The sequence below is a fragment of the Mesorhizobium sp. USDA 4413 genome (genome assembly GCF_056280365.1).
This window is the reverse complement of the sequence record NZ_JBVPRP010000001.1, coordinates 1,765,513-1,789,296: the sequence shown is the minus strand read 5'-3', so window position 1 is coordinate 1,789,296 and position 23,784 is coordinate 1,765,513. Positions and strand designations below refer to the sequence as shown.

The 23,784-nt window shown below is 65.0% G+C and carries 20 protein-coding genes; 4 read left to right on the top strand and 16 right to left on the bottom strand.

Annotation, left to right across the window (positions count from 1 at the left end):
- The first annotated feature begins 12 nt into the window (after window positions 1-12).
- Window positions 13-1,551: a trimethylamine methyltransferase family protein gene (locus ACVMIM_RS08710; RefSeq protein ID WP_476111601.1), complete on the top strand. Its 1,539-nt coding sequence runs from the start codon at window positions 13-15 to the stop codon at window positions 1,549-1,551.
- 69 nt (window positions 1,552-1,620) lie between these two features.
- Here the strand turns inward: ACVMIM_RS08710 and ACVMIM_RS08705 are convergent, their stop codons facing one another.
- Genes ACVMIM_RS08705 through ACVMIM_RS08695 form a run of 3 tightly spaced genes read right to left on the bottom strand, consistent with a single transcriptional unit; the run spans window position 1,621 to window position 3,741 of the window.
- Window positions 1,621-2,244 carry an HD domain-containing protein gene (locus ACVMIM_RS08705; RefSeq protein ID WP_476111600.1) on the bottom strand — a complete coding sequence of 208 codons (624 nt, stop codon included), beginning with the start codon at window positions 2,242-2,244 and terminating at the stop codon, window positions 1,621-1,623.
- Between the two features lie 34 nt (window positions 2,245-2,278).
- Window positions 2,279-2,656 (bottom strand): Rieske (2Fe-2S) protein, encoded by a 378-nt coding sequence (locus ACVMIM_RS08700; protein ID WP_476111599.1) that lies wholly within the window; start codon window positions 2,654-2,656, stop codon window positions 2,279-2,281.
- The gene (locus ACVMIM_RS08695) at window positions 2,656-3,741 is read right to left on the bottom strand and encodes an amidohydrolase family protein (protein ID WP_476111598.1); all 1,086 of its coding nucleotides are present in this window, start codon (window positions 3,739-3,741) and stop codon (window positions 2,656-2,658) included. Before ACVMIM_RS08695 ends, ACVMIM_RS08700 begins: the two co-directional genes overlap by 1 nt.
- Window positions 3,742-3,914: 173 nt before the next feature.
- On the opposite strand from ACVMIM_RS08695, the gene ACVMIM_RS08690 reads away from it, so the two are divergent.
- Window positions 3,915-4,760, top strand: a complete 846-nt coding sequence (locus ACVMIM_RS08690; protein WP_278047547.1) for a LysR family transcriptional regulator — start codon at window positions 3,915-3,917, stop codon at window positions 4,758-4,760.
- Between the two features lie 72 nt (window positions 4,761-4,832).
- On the opposite strand, the gene ACVMIM_RS08685 is transcribed toward ACVMIM_RS08690, so the two are convergent.
- From ACVMIM_RS08685 to ACVMIM_RS08630, 12 genes are all read right to left on the bottom strand, one after another.
- Entirely contained in the window at window positions 4,833-5,510 is a 678-nt protein-coding gene (locus ACVMIM_RS08685) for a TetR/AcrR family transcriptional regulator (RefSeq protein WP_476111597.1), read from the bottom strand.
- A gap of 43 nt (window positions 5,511-5,553) precedes the next feature.
- Window positions 5,554-7,116: an ABC transporter substrate-binding protein gene (locus ACVMIM_RS08680; RefSeq protein WP_476111596.1), complete on the bottom strand. Its 1,563-nt coding sequence runs from the start codon at window positions 7,114-7,116 to the stop codon at window positions 5,554-5,556.
- A gap of 1 nt (window position 7,117) precedes the next feature.
- The gene (locus ACVMIM_RS08675; RefSeq protein WP_476111595.1) at window positions 7,118-8,149 is read right to left on the bottom strand and encodes an oligopeptide/dipeptide ABC transporter ATP-binding protein; all 1,032 of its coding nucleotides are present in this window, start codon (window positions 8,147-8,149) and stop codon (window positions 7,118-7,120) included.
- Window positions 8,146-9,111: an ABC transporter ATP-binding protein gene (locus tag ACVMIM_RS08670; RefSeq protein WP_476111594.1), complete on the bottom strand. Its 966-nt coding sequence runs from the start codon at window positions 9,109-9,111 to the stop codon at window positions 8,146-8,148. The genes ACVMIM_RS08675 and ACVMIM_RS08670 overlap by 4 nt, the downstream gene beginning before the upstream one ends.
- Complete coding sequence (locus ACVMIM_RS08665; protein ID WP_476111593.1) at window positions 9,108-9,995, bottom strand: ABC transporter permease; 888 nt, start codon at window positions 9,993-9,995, stop codon at window positions 9,108-9,110. Before ACVMIM_RS08665 ends, ACVMIM_RS08670 begins: the two co-directional genes overlap by 4 nt.
- Window positions 9,979-10,929 (bottom strand): ABC transporter permease, encoded by a 951-nt coding sequence (locus tag ACVMIM_RS08660; protein WP_476111592.1) that lies wholly within the window; start codon window positions 10,927-10,929, stop codon window positions 9,979-9,981. Before ACVMIM_RS08660 ends, ACVMIM_RS08665 begins: the two co-directional genes overlap by 17 nt.
- A gap of 17 nt (window positions 10,930-10,946) precedes the next feature.
- A complete protein-coding gene (locus tag ACVMIM_RS08655; protein ID WP_476111591.1) occupies window positions 10,947-12,956 on the bottom strand; it encodes a CocE/NonD family hydrolase in 2,010 nt (669 codons plus the stop codon).
- A gap of 266 nt (window positions 12,957-13,222) precedes the next feature.
- Window positions 13,223-13,885 carry a TetR/AcrR family transcriptional regulator gene (locus ACVMIM_RS08650; protein ID WP_476111590.1) on the bottom strand — a complete coding sequence of 221 codons (663 nt, stop codon included), beginning with the start codon at window positions 13,883-13,885 and terminating at the stop codon, window positions 13,223-13,225.
- Between the two features lie 52 nt (window positions 13,886-13,937).
- Window positions 13,938-14,462: a hypothetical protein gene (locus ACVMIM_RS08645; RefSeq protein ID WP_476111589.1), complete on the bottom strand. Its 525-nt coding sequence runs from the start codon at window positions 14,460-14,462 to the stop codon at window positions 13,938-13,940.
- Window positions 14,455-17,334, bottom strand: coding sequence for a sarcosine oxidase subunit alpha family protein (locus ACVMIM_RS08640; RefSeq protein ID WP_476111588.1), 2,880 nt, complete (start codon window positions 17,332-17,334; stop codon window positions 14,455-14,457). The genes ACVMIM_RS08645 and ACVMIM_RS08640 overlap by 8 nt, the downstream gene beginning before the upstream one ends.
- Complete coding sequence (locus ACVMIM_RS08635) at window positions 17,331-17,600, bottom strand: sarcosine oxidase subunit delta (protein ID WP_476111587.1); 270 nt, start codon at window positions 17,598-17,600, stop codon at window positions 17,331-17,333. Before ACVMIM_RS08635 ends, ACVMIM_RS08640 begins: the two co-directional genes overlap by 4 nt.
- Window positions 17,601-17,613: 13 nt before the next feature.
- Window positions 17,614-18,867: a sarcosine oxidase subunit beta family protein gene (locus tag ACVMIM_RS08630; protein ID WP_476111586.1), complete on the bottom strand. Its 1,254-nt coding sequence runs from the start codon at window positions 18,865-18,867 to the stop codon at window positions 17,614-17,616.
- A 421-nt stretch (window positions 18,868-19,288) separates the two neighbouring features.
- On the opposite strand from ACVMIM_RS08630, the gene ACVMIM_RS08625 reads away from it, so the two are divergent.
- Window positions 19,289-20,059, top strand: a complete 771-nt coding sequence (locus tag ACVMIM_RS08625) for a 2-keto-4-pentenoate hydratase (RefSeq protein WP_476111585.1) — start codon at window positions 19,289-19,291, stop codon at window positions 20,057-20,059.
- Between the two features lie 25 nt (window positions 20,060-20,084).
- Window positions 20,085-20,819, top strand: a complete 735-nt coding sequence (locus ACVMIM_RS08620) for an SDR family oxidoreductase (RefSeq protein WP_476111584.1) — start codon at window positions 20,085-20,087, stop codon at window positions 20,817-20,819.
- Window positions 20,820-20,844: 25 nt separating this feature from the next.
- Here ACVMIM_RS08620 and tssH read toward each other — a convergent pair whose 3' ends face one another.
- The gene (tssH, locus tag ACVMIM_RS08615) at window positions 20,845-23,676 is read right to left on the bottom strand and encodes a type VI secretion system ATPase TssH (protein ID WP_476111583.1); all 2,832 of its coding nucleotides are present in this window, start codon (window positions 23,674-23,676) and stop codon (window positions 20,845-20,847) included.
- Between the last annotated feature and the right edge of the window lie 108 nt (window positions 23,677-23,784).

The following is a 23,784-nucleotide window of genomic DNA, read 5'->3' as shown; positions in this document are numbered from 1 at the left end:
GTCCAGAAAGCCATGGAGCGTATTGCCGCACGTCGCAGGCCCGGTCGCCCCCAGCGCGAGGTGGGCGGCATCGCGCAACGGCCCTGGAAGCAGCTGACGCGGCCCTACGCGCCGATCGAGATCCTATCGGCCGACCAGGTGCAGGCTATCCACGAAATGGGCCTCACCATCCTCGAGGAGATCGGCATGCGCGTGCTGCAGCCGCGGGCGCGCCAGCTCTATCGAGCGGCCGGCTGCACCGTCGACGAAGGCGAGATGCGCGTGCGCTTCGACCGCGCCATGGTGATGGAGCGGGTCGCCATGGCGCCGTCATCCTTCGAGCTGCGCGCCCGCAACCCTCAGAAGAACGTCAAGGTCGGCGGGCGGCACTGCATCCTGTCGTCGGTCGGCGGGCCGGCCTATGTCATGGACAATGACCGCGGTCGTCGCCCCGGCACCTATGCGGAGATGTGCGACTATCTGAAGCTCATCCAGTCCTTCAACGTGCTGCACCAGGAAGGCGGCGGGCCGTTCGAACCGCTCGACCTGCATCAGAACACCCGGCACCTCGACCTCTACTATGCCGAGATCACCTTGCTCGACAAGAACTGGCAGCCGCAGGCGCTTGGTCACGGCCGCGCCATCGACGCGCTGGAGATGGTGGCGATCTCGCTCGGTACGACGCGCGAAAATCTGGCGCGGGAGATGCCGGTGTTCACCGGCATCATCAACACCAATTCACCGCTGCAGCTCGACGAGCCGATGGCCGAAGGGCTGATCGCATTGGCCGAGCACGGCCAGGTCAACGTCATCACGCCGTTCACGCTGGCCGGGGCCATGAGCCCGGTGACGCTTGCCGGCGCGCTGTCGCAGCAGCATGCCGAGGCGCTGGCTGGCATCGTGCTGACGCAGATCGTCCGTCCCGGCGTGCCGGTGATGTATGGGGGCTTCACCTCCAATGTCGACATGAAGACCGGAGCGCCGGCCTTCGGCACGCCGGAATATACGCAAGCCGCGCAGATCACCGGGCAGCTCTGCCGGCTGATCGGCGTGCCGTTCCGCTCCAGCAACGTCACCGCCGCCAATGCTGTCGACGCGCAAGCGGCTTACGAGAGCGCGATGTCCTTGTGGGGCTGCCTGATGGGCGGCGCCAATCTGGTGCTGCACGCGGCCGGCTGGCTCGGCGGCGGCCTGACCGCTTCGTTCGAGAAACTGGTGATCGATGCCGAGATGCTGCAGATGATGTCGGCCTATTTCGATCCGCCCGTCGTCGACATCGACACGCTGGCGCTGGACGCTGTGCGCGAGGTCGGGCCGGCCGGGCACTTCTTCGGCGCCGCACATACCATGCAGCGCTATGAGCGCGCCTTCTATTCGCCCCTGTTGTCCAACTGGGACAACTACGACACCTGGATGGAACGCGGCCAGATCACCGCGCGTGAACGGGCCAACGCGATCTGGAAACGCATGGTCGCTGAATATGAGCAGCCGCCGATCGATCCCGGCATCGACGAGGCGCTGCGCGACTATATGGAGCGGCGCAAGCGCGAAGGCGGATCGCCCTTGAACTGAGGGGCAACCTTCGAGGGCGAAGCGGGGAGGACTGGCCGGGGCACTCCACTGGAAAATATCTCAGTCTCGCTACATGCCCGACCGCTCGGCGGCGGCCGCGTCATCCGACAGCGCAATGCGCATTCCGGGCCTGACGACAGCGGGATCGTAGCTCTTGCGGGCGAACACTTCCCGCACCAGCGGCGCGAAGAAGTTCATTGGCCGTGTCGGATAATCCGGATCGAAGCTCGACTGGTCCCATCTCTCGCAGAACTCGGCGCAATCGTCGAAATAGGCGTTGTCCCTGAGCGCATCCCGCTTGTGCGGATTCGCACCGACATGCGCGCCATAGTAGATCAGCTGGAAATCGCCATGCTTTTCCACCACCCAGGCGCATTGCTCGCGTACGAATGGACGCAAGATGGCGGCCGCGTATTCGTCGTGATTGTAGGGTGCGTAGATGTCGCCGATGTCATGCAGGAGCGCCGACACCACCCAGTCGATATCCGCGCCGGCATTCCAGGCACGCGTGGCGGCCTGCAGCGAATGGCCGAGTCGCGTCACCTTGTAGCCCGATAACGATTTGTCGAGTTCGACCATCGCCGCCAGCAGCCGGTCGGCCGTGCCGGCGGCGTATTCGGTCTCATGTTCGGTCAGGAAGGCATAGTCCTCGCGGTCGCCATCCTTCATCTGGGTGAACTTCACGGTTTCCATTGTCGAAACTCCCAAAGTTTAGGGCACATTGCGGTCAGCGGCGCATTTCGAGATAGAGGTCGTCGCCGTCGACATGAACGGGAAAGGTGCGCGCCCTGAGCTTCTCGTCGACAAGGCATTTGCCGGACCGGATGTCGAACTCCCATCCATGCCAGGCGCAGCGAATGAGCTCTCCGGCGCGCTCATAGACGAATTCCGTCTTGTCCGTTTGCCGATTGGTGCCCGATACCGGCCCCTCGCATAGATTGCCCGCCCGATGGGGGCAGATGTTGAGCAGCGCGGCATAGCCATCCTCGAGTTGGAATATGCCGACGCGGATGCGGCCGATGGTGACGATCCTGGGTTTGCCCACAGCGACCTCGGCGGCCTTGCAGGCAAAGGTCCGCGCCGCAGCGGTTGTGGCGGCGCTCATCAGGCGACCCTCACGGCCGCCGCTGGAGCCTCGATGCGCTTGTAGACCTCCAACGCATTCAGCCCCATGATCTTGTCGCGCCAGCCCGATGGGATGTGCAGATTGGTCGGCGCGTCAAAGTCCCAGTGCGGGTAGTCGGAGGCGAAAAGCAGCGTGTTCTGGCCGTCCATGTGCTCCAGCGTTTCCCATAGATGCCTGACGTTCTGGGGTTGCTCCAACGGCTGGGTGCTGAAGCGGATGTTGCGGCGGCAATATTCCGACGGCAGCATCTTCAGCCACGGCGTCTCCTTTCGCAGCGCCTTGAAGTTGGCATCAAGCCGCCACATCAGCGAAGGCACCCACGACACGCCGCACTCGATCACGACGAAATAGAGGTCGGGATATTTTTCGAACACGCCGTTGGAGATCATGCTGACCACATGGGTCATCGCCGGTTGGCTGAGCAAGGCGTGCGTTTCCCAATAATAGGCGGTCGGGCCGCTGGCGACCGCATTGTGGTTGACGCCGCCCTGCCCGCCGAAATGGATGGCGAAGGGCAGCCCGACCTCGGCGCAGGCTTCGTGGATCGGATTGTAGAAGGGATCGCCATAGGGGCGTTGCGAGCCATGACTCGCCAGGACCTGGACGATGTCCTTGTGGCGGCCGAGACGCCGGATCTCGGCCGCGGCGCCATGGGGATCGGTCGGCGAAATGATGATCGATCCCTTGAAGCGGCTATCCTTCGGCAGCCACCAGTCGATCATGTAGTCATTGTAGGCTTTCACCAGTGCGTTGGCATAGTGGTAGTTGGCAAGAGTCGAGGCTTCCAAGGGCTCGTCGGCGGTGAGGATCGCAACATCGATGTCATAGAGATCGAGGTGCTTCTCCTTCATGATCAGATAATTGTCGTCCTCGGTCTCCGGGCGAATGTCGTGCCTCGAGAACCCTTCCGGGTGCAGCCACGGACGGTGACCATGCGGGAAGCTTCCCTTGGGCCCGGGCTTCTCGCCGCGCATCAGGAAATCGCGCCAGTAGGGTTCGAGATAGGGCAGCAACACCTCGGCGCTGGACCAGTAATTGTGAACGTCGGTGTCGACGATGAACATGGATGTCTTGCCTGCCATTGGGTGGGACGAGAGTTGCGGCAAACGTGCGCTTCCAAGGCAGGGCCGGCAACGCAGCCAGCGGCGGGACGTTAATCGAAGAATCCGATTACCCGTTGTCGGACCGGCCCGAAAAGCGTTAGCCATGAGAGAATTGCTGGCGCTGGATAGCCGAGATGCAGATTGAACTCTTGGACACATTCCTGGACCTGATCGAAAGCCGCAACTTCAACAGGACGGCGGAGCGCCTTGGCATCACCCAGTCCACCGTTTCGAGCCGCATCCGCACGCTCGAGACACTGCTGGACAAGCAGCTCTTCATCCGCGGCAAGAGCGGCACGGAGCCGACAGTCGCCGGCCTGAGGTTCGAGGAGCATGCGCGCGCGGTCAGGCTGCGCTGGCTCGACGCCCGCCGCGAAATCCAGGCGGTCGGCCAGTTCGACCGACTGATCCGCATCGGCATCCAGTTCGAGCTTTATGAACGCGTGCTGGAAGGATGGCTGGAATGGGTGCGGGCGACGCTGCCCAAATTGGCGATCTACGTCGAGATCGACTACTCCAACCAGATGATCCTCGATCTCACAACCGGCAGCCTCGATCTGGCGGTGCTCTATTCGCCGCAGCACCTGCCGGACATGCATTACGAGCAGATCGCCGAGGAGAATTTCGTCATGGTATCGACGCGCGGCCTTACCTTCGGCGCAGTCACGCCGGCCGACTATATCCGGGCCAACTACTCGGCCTTCTTCAACCGGGCCCACAGGCAGATGCTGCCGGAGCTTGAGAACACCCCCGTCTCGACCGGAAATGGCGGCGCCGTCGCCTATCTCCTGCGGAGCCGGGGCGGGACCGCTTTCGTCACCGAGACGGTGGCGACCAGATTGCGGCAGGAGGGCGTGGCGGAGTTCGTCGCCGATGCGCCGAAGATTTCACATCCCATCTATTCGGCCGTTCATGTCAGGCACCATCATTCCCACACCCATGTTCGCCTGCTCAAGGCGCTTAAGCAGATGACCGGATAGCCGCTGTCCAAGCAGCAAGAAAGGTTGAGGCAGCCTTACTCAGCAAGGTGCAAAGCAGCGCTGCCCTCACATTCAACTGTCCCGCAGCGGTCCGACCTGCGCTTCGAGCATCTCGAACCCTGCCGCCTCCGCCGCCTGCGGCGTCACCACGCTTTCGTCGAGGCACCATTCGAGCCAGAGCCCGTCGACCAGCGCAATGAAATTGCGCGCCAGCGCGGAAGCGTCGACCTCCCTTCCACGCTCAACGGCAACCGCCGCGATGTCTTCGGCAAGTTCCGCGCGGTAAGCGTCGTAGAGCTCGCGATGCGCCGCCTTGAGCCGAGCGTTGACGGCGATCTCACCCCACAAGGACAGCCAGATCAGCAGGTTCTCGCGGCTGAAATATTCCGGCGCGAAGTTGGACCGCACCAGGGCAGCCAGCGCGGCCTCCGGGGGCCAGCCGGACGCCTCGGCGCGGCGGCGCTTGGCTTCACCGATCTGGTTGTTGACGCTGGCATAGAGCGAGGACTTGTAGACTTCGACCAGCAGCCCGTCGAGGCTTTCGAAGTGATGGTTGATGAGCCCGCGCGAGACGCCGGCCTCCTTGCAGATGCGATCGATGGTGAAGGCGCCGATGCCGCCGACAGACAGGCACCGCGTCGCCGCCTCGATCAGCATGGAGCGGCGCACATCCGCCTGCTCGCGGCTGAAGCGTGGCGCCTTCTTCGCGCCGCGCTTCCTTTTTGCATCTTCCGGTTGGGCTTGCGTCATGCAACCCAGCTAATGGATTGCGCCCGTCCTGTCCATCAAGCGATCACGCCGTCTTCTTGAACAGCACAGGATTGGGGTGACCGTCCGGATAGATGACGGGTTCGAATGCGGTCCTATGAATCGCGACCAGCGGCTGGTGGCAGATGAAGACGAAACCGCCGGACTGCTCCATCAAATCCTCCATGCGGTTGGACAAGGCGATGCGCTTGGCCTCGTCGCTTTCGGCAATCAGTTGCTGATAGCAGGTCTCGAATTCGGGACTGTCGAAGCCGGACCAATTGTAGGCGCCGATCTGGTCGGGGCGGAACCAGACGAGGTTCTCGGACGGGTCGACGCCGCCGGCGAAATCCATCAGCGCCAGGTCGATGTTCTTATAGCCGTCGCCTTGCGTCTTGTCGCCGACGCCCCAGAAGGCGGCTTCGTCGTAAGGCTGGATCTCGACCTTGATGCCGGCCTGCTCGAGGCTCGCCTGGATGATCTGCGCGGTCGCCGTGCGGATCGAATCGTTCATCACCGTCAACGTCAACGACAAGTCGCTGACGCCTGCCTCGGCGAGCAGGGCGGCGGACTTTTCGTAATCGGGCGCCGCGATCAGATTGCTCGGGCGCGCGAATTTCGTGCCGGGCTGGACGACGCCGGTGGAGCGCTTGGTGAGATCGTCATAGACGCCGGTCAGGATCTGCCCGACGTCGACGCCGTACTGCACGGCTTGCCGCACCTTCAGATCCTTGAGGCGCGGGCTCAGCATGTTGATCGTCAGCCAGACATAGCGGGTCGACTGCGCCTCGATGAGGCTGGTGTTGGCGGGCGGTTTGGCCTTCACGGCCTTGGTCGCCGAAATGGCGATCTTGGTGTAGTCGAAAGCATCGGCCTCGTAGGCCAATTGCGCCGCTTGGTCGTCGGCGACGACATAGATCTCGACCTTGCCGAAATCCGGCTTCGGTCCCGGCCAGTCAGGATTGGCGGTCAGCGTCACCTTCTGCTTCTGCTGCCAGTCCGAGAAGAGATAGGGACCGCAGGTCGCCGGCGGCTCGGTGGTGAATTTTCCGCCGGCCTTCTCGGTGCCGGCGCGGCTGATGATGTGGCCGCCATAGTAAGGCAGGCTGGTGACGAAGATCGGCTGGTACGGGTCCTTGAGGTGGATGATGCCGGATCTGGCGTCGACGACCTCGACACGGTCCAGCTTTTCGAACTGATAAGCCCAGGGCGACGACAGCTTCGGATCGGCTATGCGCTCATAGGAGAATTTCACGTCTTCGGCGGTGACCGGGCCAAGACCGTTCGACCATTTCAGCCCATCGATCAGGGTGAAGGCGATGGTTTTCGGATCCTTCAGCTCGAGCTTCTCCGCACCCCACAGCGACCATGGCGAACCTTGCCTGAGATCGCCAAGGCGGTTCAGCGACACATAAATGCCGCGCATCATGACGTCTTCGATACCGCCGATCATGAACGCGGGGTCAAGCGTCTGCAGATCGCCTTCCATGCGGATGCGCAGCGTGTCGCCGGCCGCCGCCCAGGCAAAGCCCGGCTTCATCGCCACGCCGGCGCCCAGCACGCCAGCGGCTTTCAGGAATGCACGTCTGTCCATTGTCCATTTCGTCATCTCAGTTTCCCCTTTGGTTTGCGGAAGAAGCGCGTAAGACGACTTCCCGTTCTTGCCCGCCGGTCTGCAGCGGGAAATGGCAGCGCACCATGCGGCCGGTCCCCATCGGCCGATAGACCGGCGCCTCGGTCTTGCAGCGGGATTGCACGAGGGGACAGCGCGTGTGGAACTCGCACCCGGAAGGTCGCCGGAACACGCTCGGAATTTCGCCGGTGACGGCAGGGTTGTGGCTGCGCCGGCGCGGATCGGGAATCGGTTCGGAGCGGATCAGTGTCGCGGTATAGGGATGCAATGGGGCTGAGAACACCTCTTGCGTCGGTCCCGTCTCGACGAGCCGCCCCAGATACATGATGGCCAGCCGATCGCTGACATGGCGGATCATCGCCAGATTGTGGGTGACGATCATGGCGGCGAAGCCGAGCTCGCGCTTGAGTTCGCCGATCAGGTTGAGCACATCGCCCTGCACCGACACATCGAGCCCGGCTGTCGGCTCGTCGGCAAGCAGCAGATGCGGCTTCATCGCAAGTGCCCGCGCAACGCCGACGCGACGAGCCTGCCCGCCCGACAATTCATGCGGAAAGCGGTCGACGAAGGAGTCGGGCAAGCCGACCAGCGCCAGCATCGCCTTGGCCGCGGCGCGCCGATCCGGCATCGGCAGTCCGTGGATGACCTGCGGTTCGGTGAGCAGCGTGCCGACGCGCAGGCGCGGGCTGAGCGAGGCGACCGGATCCTGGAACATCATCGCCGAGCGCCGGCGCATGGCGCGAAAGTCGGACGGCGTCGCGACCTCCCTCCCATCGAACACGATACGACCGGCTGCCGCCCGGATGAGGCCGAGGATGGTGCGGGCCAGCGTCGTCTTGCCGGAGCCGGATTCACCGACCAGCCCAAGCGTCTCGGCCGGCATGAGCGACAGCGTGACGCCGTCGACGACGTTGAAGCCGGGCAACGGGAACGGGTTGATCAGCCGGTCGAGCAGGCTGCCGCGCACGAAGCTGACCGAGAGGTCCTCGACGGCAAGCAGCGGGCTCATGGCGTCACCGCGTGGCAGCGGGCGGCATGGCATGCGGTGAGCCTCGTCAAAGGTGGCGCAATGGAGCCGCATGGCGTGAAGGCGCGATCGCAGCGCGGCGCGTAAACGCATCCCGGTAATGGTTGGGTCAGGCTCGGCAACGACCCTGGAATGGTCGGCAGCCTGTCCAGCCGATCATGGAAGCGGGCGGGATCGCAGGCAAGCAGCGCCTGGGTATAGGGATGACGCGGATCGTGGAAGATCGCGTCGACCTCGCCGCCCTCGACCACCTCGCCGGCATACATGACATAGACGCGGTCGCAGAGCTCGGCGATGACGCCGAGATGATGCGAGACGACGATGATGATGCCGTTATATTCGCGCCTGAGCTCGCGCAGCAGATGGATGATCTGCGCCTCCATGGTGACGTCGAGCGCGGTTGTCGGCTCGTCGGCGATGAGCAGGCCGGGATCGGTCAGCAAGGCGGCGGCGATCGCCACGCGCTGGCGCATGCCGCCGGAAAGCTCGTGCGGATAACTCTGCATGCGCCGTTCGGCATCGGCGATGCCGACGCGACCGAGCATGGCGGCGATGCGGGCCCGTTTCTGCGCGCGGCTGAGATCCTTACGGTGGTGCTGAAAGTCGACGAGCTGGTCGCCGATGGTCAGCACCGGGTTGAACGCCGTCATCGGGTCCTGGCCGACCAGCGCGATCTCGTCGCCGCGCAGTAGCCGCTGGCGATGCGCATCGAGCTTTGTCAGGTCGACGCCGTTGTATCGGATCGACCCGTCGATGCGGGCGTTCGCCGGCAAGAGATTTGCCAGAGCGGTGACCAAAGTGGACTTGCCGCAGCCGCTCTCACCGACAATGCCGATGACCTCGCCAGGATGCGCCTCGATGTCGACATGGCGAAGAGCCTGCACGCTGCCATGCGGTGTTTCGTAGCGGACCCTGAGACCGCTGGCCGCGAGCGAGCCGCTCATGCCGGCCTCCGCAGTTGCAGGCGCGGGTCGAGATAGTCGCGCAGGCCCTCGCCGAGAAAGGTGAAGCCGAGCGTCGCCAGCACCAGCGGCAGCCCGCCGAAGATCACCATGAAGGGTGCCGAGCGGATGCTGGTGTAGCCGTCGTAGAGGATCGAGCCCCAGGACGGCGTCGGCGGGCGCACGCCGAGGCCGAGGAAGCTCAAGCCGGCCTCCACCATGATGACGACCGGAATGTCCATCGACAAAAGGATGATCAGCGGACCGACGACATTGGGCAGGAGGTGGATGAAGATGATGCGCGAAGCGCTCGCGTCGAGCAGGCGCTCGGCAAGGATGTAGTCGCTGTTCTTCAGCGCCAGCGTCTGGGCCCGGATGAGCCGCGCATAGCTTGGGAAGGACGTCGCGGCGATGACGATGATGAGCGTCCCGGTGCCGGCGCCGAGCACGGTGATGATGGCAAGCGCAAACATGATCATCGGCAGCGAATTCATGCTGTCGAAGGTCAGCACCAGCACGGCGTCGAGCCAGCGCGGACCGTAGCCGGCGATGAGGCCGAGCAGCAGGCCGATGGCGCCGGCTATGGCCACTGAGACCATGGCGATAGTGAGTGCCGTGCGCGCGCCGTAGATGACGCGCGACAAGAGATCGCGACCGAGATGATCGGTGCCGAACCAGTGCTCCGCCGATGGCGGCTGCAGCTTGTGCAGCACATCGATCTTGACCGGCGAATAGGGCGCCAGCCAGGGCGCGCAGATCGCGGTGACAAGGAACCCGGCGACCAGGACCAGCGCCACGCGGGTGAAGGGGTCGGCGAGCAGTGCGTGCAGCAGGACAAGCCGTTGTCGATCGGGCGCGGATGGAGAGGCCTCAGCCACGGAAGACATCACGGACCCTCGGATCGAGCCGCGCGATGAGAAGATCGGCGGCGATGGTGATGGAGACATAGATGGCGGTCATGATCAGCACCGTGCCCATGACGACCGGATAGTTGCGGGTGCTGACGGCGTCGGTGATCAGCTTGCCGATGCCGGGCCTGGCGAACACCGCCTCGACGAAGACGGCGCTGGACAGAATGCTGCCGAGGCCGACCGCGACCAGCGAGATGGTCGGGATGATGGCGATGCGCAGCGCATATTTGGAGACGATCTTCCACTCCGGCAGTCCGAAGGAACGCGCGGTACGGATATGGGGCTCGCCCATCACCTCCATCATCGAGGCGCGCACCATGCGCGCTATATAGCCGATCCAGCCGAGGGCGATCGCGGCGGCTGGCATGACCAGCGCCTTGGCATGGCTGAAGAAATCGCCGGTCTCGCCCGCCCCGATGGCCGGCAGCCAGCGAAGCGTGACGGCAAACAGCAGCAGCGAGTAGATGGCGACGACGAAGGACGGCACGGCGATGACACCGACCGAGAGCACGCCGATGGCGGCATCGGCGGCCGTGCCGCGCCGCATCACCGACAGGCAACCGAGCGGCACGCCGATCAGGAGCGCCACGGCGAGCGCCGTCAGCCCCAGGACGAGCGTGTTCGGCAACGCCTCCAGGACCAGCGTGGAAACGGGCCGGTTCGACCAGACGTCGTAGCCGAGATTGCCGGTCAGCGCGTTGCGGAAGAATTCGACGATCTGCCACCAGACCGGCTGGTCGAGCCCCATACGCTCGATCAGCAGCCGCTTCAGTTCCGGCGTGGCGCGCGGACCGAGCGCCACGGTTGCCGGATCGCCCGGGACCAGGAAGACGGCCGCATACATGGCGACCATGACAAGGACGAGGATCAGGAGACCGAGACCGATGCGCTTCACTGCATATGCAAGCATGGCCTCCTCCCTGTCCCTCAGGCGAAATCGCGCCTGATGCGCCGTGTCGCCGAGGCGCTGTGGACGAGCTTGCCCCGCTCTCGGGCTTCAAGACGCCAACTCAGGTTGAAATGCGTTTCATCAGCCGTGAGCTCGGTCACCGCGCGCGCTTCGGTATCGGCGTCGGCGCTGGTGATCGCCCATCGATATTCGGTGACGAGCTTTGCCGAGAGGGGATCGCCGCTGCTGATGCTCATCGTGTCGCTGTTGGCGGAAGATACGGTGATGGCGCGATCGTCGTAGCGCCTGCTTCCATGGTCCGAGGTCAAGGCGATGATCTGCAGGCCCGAGCCGACGTTATCGGTGACGATGCGACGGTCGAAGCCTTCGTCCAGCGTCGTGGTCGGGACCGTCGGCGCGGTTTCGGCCGGCTCGAAGCGGACGTCGCGGTCGCGCGGCGACGGGGGGCGTACCGGAAGAACGAGCTTGCTGTCGCCGCTCGCGACCGACAGCAGCGAAAGTTTCGGTTGCGGCCACAGGATCGGCCAATGCTGGTTGGCCAGCGCCAGCCGGACGCGGTGCCCCTTGGGTATGGTGCGGGCGAAATCGTTGAGCTTGAGCCTGACGCGGAACGGCGTTCCGATCGGACAGGGCGTCGGATGCTCGTGGCTGTCGCGGTGGCTGAGGTTGAGCACGCCATAGGTCATCAGCGCCGAGGTGCCGTCGGGATAGACGTCGCAGAGACGGGCGGCAAGGTTGACATGCGGCTGGTCGACGCTGACGAGCAGATCGAGCTCGGGCGCACCGAGCAGCGTCAGATCATCGTCGAGTGGCAAAGTGTCGAAGCACAGCGCCAGGCCGTCCTCGCGGCGCTGGTCGATGGGCATGTCGGGGCATGAACCGCCATAGCCGCCCCAGCGGCCGCAGTCACGGCCGGCGGTGGCGGGAGAGCATACTGACAGAGTGGCGCCCGGCGCCGCTTGGCCGCTCAGTCCGGCGGCGTTCAGATGCAGGACGCGGCGTTCGACACGTGGCGACGGCCATTGGTCCTCGGCTGCCCAACTGCCGGCATGATCCGGAAGGTAGAAAGGCCGCGGCCGCTCCTCGCCGGTGATCCAGACCCGGTAGAGCGGCTCGTTCATGATGCCGGTGTCTTCGCCGCAAAGCCAATGACGCCACCAGCGCAGCGCCTCCTGCAGATAGCCGATCAGCGGACCCGGCGCGCCGCGGCAGGGATAGGCGTGCGACCATGGCCCGACGATGCCGAGCTTCGGCCCCGGCAGATGTTCCAGCAGGCGCGGCACGAAGTTCGAATAGCTGTCTTCCCAGCCGCAGACGGCCATGACGGCGCATTCGATAGCGGCATGATCCTCGCAGACCGAACCCTGCCGCCAGTAGTCGTCGCGACGCTGGTGGGCGAGCCAGATTTCCGACAGCGAGCGCGTCGCTTCCAGGCGGCTGATCCACATGGCGCGCCAAGCATCGCCGACGATCTGCGGGTCGGGCGCCATCGCCTTCTTCACCAGCATGAAGTTCGACCACATTTCCTGCTCGGTAAGCAGTGCCCCACCCATATAGTGGATGTCGTCGGCATAGCGATCGTCGGTGGCGCAATTGGCGATGATGGCCTTCAGCGCCGGCGGGCGGCGCGCCGCGACCTGCAGCGCGTTGAAGCCACCCCAGGAAATGCCGGTCATGCCGACATTGCCGTTGCACCAGGATTGCGCCGCCAGATGGGCGATGATCTCGCAGGCGTCCTCCTGCTCGCGCGGCAGATATTCGTCGGCCAGGTCGCCGTCGGAATCGCCGGAGCCGCGGATGTCGATACGGGCACAGGCGATACCATGGCCGGCAAGCCAGGGGTGGATGTCGATGTCGCGGGCCACGGTGCCGTCGCGGCGCCGGTAAGGCACCATTTCGACCACCACGGGCACCTTGGCGTCGGTGCGCGGGCGCCACACCGTGGCGGCGATTCGCGTGCCGTCAGCCAGCGCGATCCAATATGGATCGACGGTTTCGACGGCAAAGGGAAACTCGGTCCGTAGCACGGTGGGCGCTCGTCAAATGCCTTGTTGAACGTTCGTACAACAAGAGCATTCCGGATGCAATCCCGTTTGAGGCATTTCCGATCCAGAGCGCAGGGAAACTGCATTCAGCCATCCTGGCCGCACACGGAATCCGCGTTCAGGCAATAGCTGTCCGACGTCTGCAATGAGGCGCCAAGCTGCCATTTGCGTCGGACCTGAGTGCGTCGTCATAGTGGGCGCGGAGGCCATGCGATCTGAATTGAAGCGATCGCGAATGGCGGGGCGGGTCAGCCGGGGCTTTTCAGCAGCATCTTTTCGGCGAAAGCCTCCACCTCGCCTGCGCGCGGTTTCTTGCCGGTATGCGTGAGCAGGTAAGCCGGCGTCAGGAAAAGACGGTTGCTGACCGGCTCGACGATCTCGAGCGAGTAATAGCCGATCTGCGTGAAATAGAGCACGCGCGCCCGCACGAACGCTTCCGTATCCGCATAACCATGCCGCGAGAACATCGCCCGGATGGCGTCGACCCGCGCATCGTCTTCCTCGTTGACGATCCGATGCACTTTTGCCGACTGGCGCGACCAGGCGCGCACGGCGAAATCCAGCCGCGGATTGAACAGCGCTTCATCCAGCCAGCATTCGAAGACGTTGAGCACCGCCTGTGTGATCGACACGGCCGGCCTGCCGGCCTGTTCGACGATGAAACGGGTGTTGTTGTTGCGCCAGTAGTCCAGCAACTGGTCGAGCAGGTCCTGGCGGCTCTTGAAGTACCAGTAGAAACTGGACCGGGAGACGTTCAGCTTCTGCCCGAGCGCAAGCACGCGCACTGCCTCCACGCCCTCGGAGATCAACGTCTCCAGCGCGAGCTTCATCCAGTCCTCGCGCGTCACCTTGGTGTTGCCGATCAGACCGGGCCGCCGCACGACTTCATCAGCATTGGAATCGGAGAACATAGCGGGCCGGCCAAGTTTTGAACGCCGGCTAGATAGACCTGAAACCACCCCGCTACAATACTTGCACCTGTTCGAGCCACTCCCAGAGATAGGGGGCAAGGCCCCGGTCGACATGGAGACGCGCCCGATCGGGGTTGCCGAACCGGTAGAAGAGAGCGCCGACGCCGGCAAAAAGGATCGAAGCCGAGCGGCTTGCCGCTCCCGGATCGAGCGCCGTGCCCCTGGCGATCAGGCGCTCCAGGTCCGACCCCTCGATCTCGAACACATGCAGTGCCGCATCCATGGCCGTGACCGCGAAACCGGCCGGGTGCCAGCCGGCGGCAATGGGAAACGGCTGTTCCCCGACCGCAAGAAGGCGGTCGCGCGCGATCCGCACCATGTATTTGTCGCCGCTGGCGATCGCGCCGGCGCCGACGCCTTCGCCGGCAAGCCTTGACGCCTTCGACCAGGCAGCGAGGTCGCCGCTGACCAGCAACTGGTTCAGCCCGCCAAGCGTCCGCACGCTGACGCCGCCTTTGTTGAGCGTGGACGTGGCCCAGTCGGGCGCCGCCGGCCATTTTTCGGCAAGGTTACGCATGGAGCCGCCTCCCTTCCGGATCGAAAGCGCAAGGCGCGACGATCGTCGCCTGCCGCACGACGCCGAGATGCTGAACGTCGATGGTTTCGCCGTGCCGCGCCGCGCCCCGTTCGATGAGCGCGAGCGCAACCGGGCGTCCCAGGGTCGGGCTCTGGTAGCTGGAGGTGACGAAACCGATGCTTCTGAGGCGGCCGTCTCGTTTCTCCACGCCATGCGCGCCGGTCGCCAGCGGCGCCTCGCCTTCGCGCAGCGCAAGGCCGACGAGCTGATTGCGGTCCTTGCTGTTTCCAGCGTCCGTGAAAAGCGAGCGCCGGCCGACGAACTCGCTGGCGCGTTTGGTCCGCGGTCCGGCGACGCCCAGATCGTGCGGCATGGTTGTGCCGTCTGTGTCCTTGCCGATGACGATGTGGCCCTTCTCGGCGCGCAGGATCATCAGCGATTCAAGTCCGAGCAGCACGGCGTCGAAGGCGCGGCCCTCCTGCTGCATCCTTGCCCAGAGCGCCTCCGCCCGATCGGCGCGGATGGAGATTTCGTAGCTGCGATCGCCGGTGAAGGAAACCCTGGCGATGCGCACCTCGTCGCCGGCAAAGCGGCCGGCGGCGACGGCCATATGCGGCAGGCTGGCATCGTCCAGCGCTGCACCCAGATCGAGCGCTTCGACGACCTGGCGCGCATTCGGGCCCGAAACGGTCAAAGTGGCGTATTGCGCGGTGGCGTTGTGGATATAAACGGCATCGCGGCCAAAGCGGTCCTGCCGCCATTCTTCGAGGCGCGTGTGGACCGCGGCGACATGCGACGACGAGCAGGAGACGATGAAGCGATGCTCGTCCAGGCGGACCAGGACGCCGTCATCGAAGACGACGCCATTTTCCGAGAGCATGAAGCCGTAGCGGCAATGGCCCGGCTTCAGGGTCGACATGGTGTTGTAATAGATGAAATCGACAAACTCGGCCGCGTGCGGGCCGATCACCTCGATCTTGCCGAGCGTCGAGCCGTCGAAAAGCGCGACCGACTGCCGGGCGCGCCGTGCCTCGTCCTGGATCGAGGCGCCGGCTTCACCGCCGCCATAATAGGCGGGCCTCAGCCAACCGCCATATTCCTGAAACACCCCGCCGGCGGCGCGATGGTTTGCCTCCAGTGGAAGACGGCGGACCGGGGCGTGCATGCTGCCGCGGCGCGACCCGGCCAGGCTGGCGAAGGGAACAGGCGTGAAGGGCGGCCGGTAGGTCGTGGTGCCGACTTCCGCGATGCCGCGTCCGGTGATATCCGCCAGCAGCGCCAGACCGTTGAGGTTCGAGGTCTTGCCCTGGTCGGTCGCCATGCCGAGCGTGGTGTAGCGCTTCAGGTGCTCGACCGAGACGAAGTTCTCCCGCGCCGCGAGCTCGACGTCCTTGGCGGTGACGTCGCTCTGATAGTCGATCCAGACGCGACCCTTGGCCTTGGGCTTTGGCCACAGGCTGACGACGCCCAATGTTGCTTCCGCTCCAGTACCGCGAGGCGCCGGCGACAACGATCCGAAGTCGCCGGCGGCCGCGGCGCCGCTGGCCAAAGCGTCAGAAAGCGAGACCGTGCCGGCCACGGAGCCGGCGACGCCGATCCCATCAATGGCTTCGCCGGGAATGAAGGCCGCAAGCTCGTCGCTCCAGGCGAGCTTGCCTTTCGCGTGCGAGAACAGGTGCACGGTGGGTGTCCAGCCGCCGGAGACCAGAACGCAATCGACGCCAAGCGTCGTGCCATCGTCCAACAGGATTCCCTGGACGGCGTTGCGCCCGCGCGCCGCGACAACCGTCCGGCCGGCCAGAATACGAATGCCGGCTTTCGCTTGCGTACCGCCGTCGCGCCGGCAATCGACTACCGTCACCGAAGCGCCGGCCGCGGCCAACGCCAAGGCCGGCTCATAGGCGCTGTCGTTGTTGGTCGCGACGACGATTTCCCGGCCGACAAGCACGCCATGCCGGCGCAGGTAGCTGAGCGCGGCATCAGCGGACAGGATTCCGGGAAGGTCGTTGTTGGCGAACGGCACGGGCCGTTCGATCGCGCCCGTCGCCAGCACGATACGGCGCGGCCGCACGCGCCAAAGCGTGTCCGGCCGGCCGTCGGAGTGGCGTTGGTTGAGCGCGACCAGGTTGTGGTCGTAAAGGCCGAAAGCGGTCGTCTCGCTCAGCACGAGCTGTCCCCCGCTCTTCAGCCTGGCAACAGTCGTCTCGACCCACGCCTTGCCCTCGACGCCATCGACTTCGCCGGCGCGATGGCGCAGCGACCCGCCGGGATGCGTCCTGTCGTCGGCCACGACGACCGAGTGCCCGGCCGCCGCCGCGCTGGCCGCCGCGGCAAGGCCGGCGGGCCCGGCGCCGACCACCAGGACGTCGCAATGGTGGTTGACCTGATCGGAGACTTGGCGCGGCTGCCAGTCGCTGTCGACGACGCCAAGTCCGGCCATCGCGCGGATGCGCGGCTCGAACAGGTGCCAGTCCGGCCACATGAAGGTCTTGTAGTAGAAGGCGGCCGGCAGGAAGCGGGCGAAGCGGTCCAGAACCGCGTTGCGGTCGTTCTCAGCCGTCGGCAAAGCGTTGACGCTCCTGACCTTGATGCCGTCTGCGGCCTGCACGGTCGTGGCGCGCGCATTCGGCACCCGGCCGACCGCGCTCTCGACATCGACCAACGCGTTGGGTTCCTCGACACCGGAGCCCCAGATGCCGCGCGGCCTATGGTATTTGAAGCTGCGGCCGACCACGGCCTGGCCGCTCGCGAGCAGGGCGGAGGCGATCGTGTCGCCCGCAAAACCCTCCACGTGCCTGCCGTCGAAGGTGAAGCTCAGCGGGCGGCCGCGGTCGATGTCGCTGCCGCCGGTGGTGAGACGGGAGGCGCTCATCGTCCATGCTCCGCTTCGCCGAGCAAGGAAGAGGCCGACACCTTGTGATTGACGCTGTCGCGGCCCATCGCGAAGAACTCGCCGCAGGTCAGATGCACCCAGATCTCCCGGGCCGGTCCCTTCGGATTGTCGCGCATGTGAAGATAACCGGCCCAGCGCTCGGCGGTCACCTCGCTGCCGTCGGGCCTCAGATTGCCGGCCTCGCCGCCATAGTGAAACTCGCTTTCTTCGCGCGGCCCGCAGAACGGGCAGGGAAAGAGCTGCATCTTTTCTATACCTTCAATGGGCGATGCCGGAGCCGGCGGCCTCGTCGATCAGGCGGCCGCGGGCGAAGCGGTCGAGATCGAAGGGCCGGCTGATGTCGTGATGCCTGCCGGTGGCAAGCAGATGGGCAAGCAGGGTGCCGCCTGCGGGGATCGCCTTGAAGCCGCCCGTGCCCCAGCCGCAATTGAGGAAAAGGCCGGGCAGCGGCGATTCGCCGATGATGGGCGAGGAATCCGGGACGACGTCGACGATGCCGGCCCATTGCCGCATCATCTTCAACTGGCCGAAGATCGGAAACATTTCGAGCATACCGGCGATCACGCCTTCCAGCACCGGCAGGTTGCCACGCTGGCCGTAGGACGGGATGCGGTCGAGCGCGCCGCCGATCACCAGTTCGCCCTTGTCCGACTGGCTGACATAGACGCCCGTATCCGGCGAGATCACCACCGTGTCTATGACCGGCTTGACCGGTTCGGACACGCAGGCCTGCAGCGCGTAGGAATTGACCGGCAACCGGAATCCCGCTTTCGCCGCCAGCACCGACGAATGGCCGGCGACCGCCATGCCCGTACGCTCGGCCCGGATTGCGCCGCGCGAGGTGACGACGCCGCGGCAGCGCCCATTCTCGATGATGAAGTCGGTAATCTCGCAGTTCTGGATGATGTCGACGCCGAGACGGCTCGCCGCGCGTGCGTAGCCCCAGGCGACGGCGTCGTGGCGGGCGGTGCCGCCGCTCGGCTGCCAGGTGCCGCCATAGACCGGGAAGCGGGCATCCGGGCTGAAATTATAGATCGGCACGACGCGGCGCACGTCCTCGACCGAGAACAACTCGCAATCGATGCCGTTGACCTGGATGGCGTTGACCGACCGCGCGGCGGTCTCCATTCCGGCTTCGCTGTGCGCAAGGGTCAGGATGCCGCGCGCCGAAAACATCACATTGTAGTTCAGGTCCGTCGATAGCGTCTTGTAGAGGCTGTGGGCCAGCCCATAGATCGCCGCGCTTTCAGGGTAGAAGTAATTCGAACGCACCACGGTGGTGTTGCGGCCGGTGTTGCCGCCGCCGATCCAGCCCTTCTCCAGGAGCGCGACATTGGTGATGCCGTGATTTTTGGCGAGATAATAGGCGGTGGCAAGTCCATGCCCGCCGCCGCCGATGATGATCGCGTCGTAGCGCGGTTTCGGATCGGGAGAGCGCCAGGCCTTTTCCCAACCGGTCTGACCGGCGATGCCTTCCTTGAAGAGCGAAAGCGCCGAATACTGCCTCGTCATGCGCGCAAACCGCCGTCACGGGCCGGAGCTCCACCGCAAGGGCCTGGCTGCCGTGTCTCCAGCTCGAACATGTGCATCGATCGCCCCTTAAAGATACCTGCTTTGCTGTTGGTGCCGAATTTCCCAAAGCAGCGTCAAGCGCACATCTAGCGTGAATGTACACCTGTGTCCATTCAAAGCGTATGGCACGCTCCCGCGTGTTTCACAGATTTTGTGCCACTTGGTCCAACGAGACCGATACTGGCCGGCAGGCTGATATGGCGAAGTCGCCGAGCCTGATCGCTCACACTTTTCCTGGAATTGGTCTAGACCGGGAAATCTTGATGCAGCAGGCATCGCGTTTTTAGGCGGTCGGCGGCTGATGACGAACTGGTTCGGCAATCGGCGAGCGGACCGTCGGACGGGAATGGAGAGATCTGACATGGCATTCGATATCGCTGGGGCCGCACAAGCGCTGGTGCGCGGCCATCGAGACAACACGCAGTTCGTGACGATCAAGGGATTGTCGGACCTTGCCTCCGCCTACAAAGTGCAGGACGCCTATGTCGGGGCGATCATCGGCGACGATCGCATAGCCGGCTATAAGATCGGCCTGACCTCGCACAGCATGCAGAGCATGTGCGGGATCGACCATCCCGTCGCCGGCACTGTTTTCGGGCGGCGGGTGATGCATAGCGGAGCCAAGCTCTCGCTGACCGGTTACGGCCATCTCGGCGTGGAATTCGAGATCTGCGCCCGGCTCGGCCGCGATCTTGCGCCGCGCGCCGCACCCTATACGCGCGAAGAGGTCGCCGCGGCGGTCGATGGCGTCTGCGCGGCGGTCGAGGTGGTGGACGATCGCCACGCCGATTATTCGGTGCTGGACGTGCGCTCACTGGTCGCCGACAATTCCTGGAATGCCGGTGTGGTGCTGGGCGATTTCGTCGCCCCGCCGGCAGCGCTGGAGAAAGTCGAGGCAATCGTCTACCAGGACGGCGTCGAGATCGGCAGAGGAGTCGGCGCCGATGCGCTCGGTCATCCCTATGAGCCGCTGGCCTGGCTGGCCGACCATCTCGGCGCCTCCGGCAGGGGCATGAAGGCGGGCGACATCGTCATGACGGGCAGCATCGTGCGCACGCGCTTCCCCGACAAGGCATTTTCTTATCGGTTCGACATTGCCGGCCTCGGCAGCGTCGAGGTCAGCGGCGCCTGAGCCGCCGCATCATCGGAGAGAACGGATGGATCTTGGATTGAAGGGCAGGAACGCGCTCGTGTTGGGCGCGTCGAAGGGACTTGGCCGCGCCGTGGCCAAGGAATTGCTGGACGAGGGCGCGCGCGTGGCGATCTGCGCCCGCACCGCCGCGACGCTGGAACAGACCGCCCGCGAGATCGGCGCGACGGCACTCGTCTGCGACCTGGCGAAGCCGGGCGCGGCGACGGAGCTGGTCGAGCGCGCCACGGCGACACTGGGCGCACCTGATATCGTGGTGGTCAACACCGGCGGCCCGCCCACCGCACCCTTCGACGAGATCACCATCGAGCAATGGCGCGCCGCGTTCGACAATCTGTTCATGAGCGCGGTGGAGATCGTGCGGGCGGTGCTGCCTTCGATGCGCGAGAAGAAATGGGGCCGCGTGCTGTTCGTGACCTCCATCGCCGCGAAGGAGCCGATCAACCGCTTCGCACTCTCCAACTCGCTGCGCGCCGGCATCCACGGGCTGGTCAACACGCTGAGCAAGGAAGAAGGAGCCAACGGCATCACCTTCAACGCGCTGATGCCGGGCTATACGCTGACCGAGAGGCTGGCGGACGCGAAGCTCGATCTCGAAAAAGTGAGCCAGGCCATACCGGCCAGGCGCATCGGCCGTCCCGAAGAGTTCGCGGCACTGGCTGCCTTCCTCGCCTCCGATCGCGCCTCCTACATCACCGGCCAGGCCGTTGCCTGCGACGGCGGCGCGCTCTGGTCCATCTGAGGACGGCTTCCCTCACCGTGGAGGCCTATTCAAACGAGTAGGTAAATCCTTCCGCCGAGGCGCCCACGGTGACTTTTGCCATCGTCTTGCCCTCGAGCGAGCGGTTGAGCACGCCGCGGCTCAGCTCCGGCAGCAACGTGTTGGTCAGGATGGCGTCGATCATGCGGCCGCCGGATTCGATCTCGGTGCAGCGCGCCTTGACCAGGTCCATCACGCCGTCGCCGATCACCAGCTCGGCGTCATTGGTGGCCTTGAGGCGGCGCGCGATCTTGCCGAACTGGTGACGGGCAATCGCCTCGATCATGGAATCCGACAACGGATAGTAGGGTATCGTGACGACGCGGCCGAGGAAGGCGGCCGGGAAGACCTTCAGCAGCGGGGCGCGCAGCGCGGCGTCGAGATCGTCGATGCCGGTCCGCACGGTGCCGTTCTTGGTGCGGTCCATGATGACGTCGGAGCCGACATTCGAGGTGAGCAGGATCAGCGTGTTCTTGAAATCGATGCGGCGGCCTTCGCTGTCGTCCATCATGCCCTTGTCGAAGACCTGGAAGAATATTTCGTGCACGTCGGGATGCGCTTTCTCGACCTCGTCGAGCAGGATCACCGAATAGGGCTTCCTGCGGACGGCCTCGGTCAGGATGCCGCCCTTGCCATAGCCGACGTAGCCGGGCGGCGCGCCCTTCAACGTCGAGACGGTGTGCGCTTCCTGGAACTCCGACATGTTGATCGAGATCAGGTTCTGCTCGCCGCCGTAAAGCGTCTCGGCCAGCGCCAGTGCGGTCTCGGTCTTGCCGACGCCGGAGGGGCCGCAAAGCAGGAACACGCCGACCGGCTTTTCCGGCGCGCCGAGGCCGGCGCGGCTGGTCTGCACGCGTCTGGCGATCATCTCCATCGCATGGTCCTGGCCGACCACCCGCTCGGACAGGGTCGCGGCGAGCCTGAGCGCCTTTTCGGTCTGGCTGGAGAGCATGCGTCCGGTTGGAATGCCGGTCCAATCCTGCACCACGGCGGCGACCGCATTGCGGTCGACCGACGGCAGGATGAGCGGTGTCTCGCCTTGCGCGGTGGCAAGCTCGGCCATCAGGTCGCGCAGCCGCGCAAGATTGGCAGCGGCTTCATCCGCCGGCTCGGCTGAAGTTGTTTCGGCCTTCGCACCCTTGGCCCCATTACCTTTTGAGGCCTTGATTTTCTTGGTCTCGTCAGCCTTGCTCTCGCCAATCTTGCTTTCGGAAGCCTTTTGCTCGGGCGCCTTTTCCGCGCTCTCCGCATTCGCCGTCTCCGCAGTGGCCTCTTCGTCCGCTGCCTCGTCGAGCGGCACGCCCTCGCCACGCAATTTGGCGCGCAGGTCGAGAATCTCGGCCACCAGCGCCTTTTCCCGGTCCCAGCGCGCCTGGGCGGCGGCCAAGGTCGTCTCGGTTTCCGCCAGCCCGGCATCGACACGGGCCTGCCGGTCGGCGACGTCGATACCGATCGCCGCCTCGCGGCCAATGATGCCGCTCTCGACCTCCAGCGCCTGGCGGCGGCGCAGGATGTCCTCGACTTCGGCCGGCGTCGCATGCTGCGAGACCGCGACGCGGGCGCAGGCGGTATCGAGCAGGCTGACGGCTTTGTCCGGCAGTTGCCTGGCGGGGATATAGCGATGCGAAAGCGAGACCGCCGCCTCGATCGCCTCGTCCAGGATCTGCACCTTGTGGTGCTGCTCCAAGACGCCCGCGACGCCGCGCAGCATCAGCACGGCCACCGCTTCCGAAGGCTCGTCGATCTTGACCACCTGGAAACGGCGGGTGAGCGCCGGGTCCTTCTCGATATGCTGCTTGTACTCGGCCCAGGTCGTGGCCGCGATGGTGCGCAGCTCGCCGCGCGCCAATGCCGGTTTCAAGAGGTTGGCCGCATCGCCGGTGCCGGCCGCGCCGCCGGCGCCGATCAGCGTATGCGCCTCGTCGATGAACAGGATGATCGGAACCTCGGAGGCCTGGACCTCGTCGATGACTGCCTTAAGCCGCTTCTCGAACTCGCCCTTGACGCTGGCGCCGGCCTGCATCAGCCCGACATCGAGCATGCGCACGCTGACATTCTGAAGCGTCGGCGGCACGTCGCCTTGGGCGATGCGCAGCGCAAATCCCTCGACGACCGCCGTCTTGCCGACGCCGGCCTCACCGGTCAGGATCGGGTTGTTTTGGCGGCGTCGCATCAGGATGTCGACGATCTGCCTTATTTCCGGATCGCGGCCGACGACCGGATCGATCTTGCCGTCGCGGGCGCGCTGGGTGAGGTCGGTGGCGTATTTAGCCAGCGCCGAATCCGCGCCCGGGCCACGCTTCATGGGCGTCTCACTGGCGGGTTCGACGGGAGGTGAGCCGGCTTCGAGCGAGCCTTCGGTGACATCGGCGAAGCGGGAAATGACACCGTCGGTGTCGATCTTGTCGAACTCGGCACTGATCTTGGAGACCAGGCCTTCCAGCGCCGGCGTTTTCAGGCAGGCAAGCAGGATATGGGCGCTGCGCACCTCTTCGACGCCGAACTCCAGCGTCGCCAGGTTCCAGCCCTCCTGGATGGCGTGAAAGATGTGATCGGAGAATTCCTCCACCGAGGTGGCGCCGTAAGGCAGCTTGTCGATGGCACGGGTCATGTCGGCCGTCAGCCGGCTGGCATCGATGCCGGCGTCGGCCAGGATCATCTGCACGTCCGAGCGCTCGGACAGCACCAGCTGCTGGATGAAATGGGCGAGCTCGACATAGGGATTGCCGCGCAGCTTGGCGGTGTCGGCCGCGGCCTTGAAGGCGCGCACGCCCGTGGCGTTGAGCTTGGCGACCAGTTCCTTACGCTTGAAGCTCTGCGATGACCGGCGCTGTTCCATCGAACCTGCTCCCGCAATCTGCCGACCGTACCCTGCCATATAAGCGGCTGCTTGACAAAGCCGTGCGACGGATAAGGCATTTGGATCTATCCGGGCGGCACCGCCCGG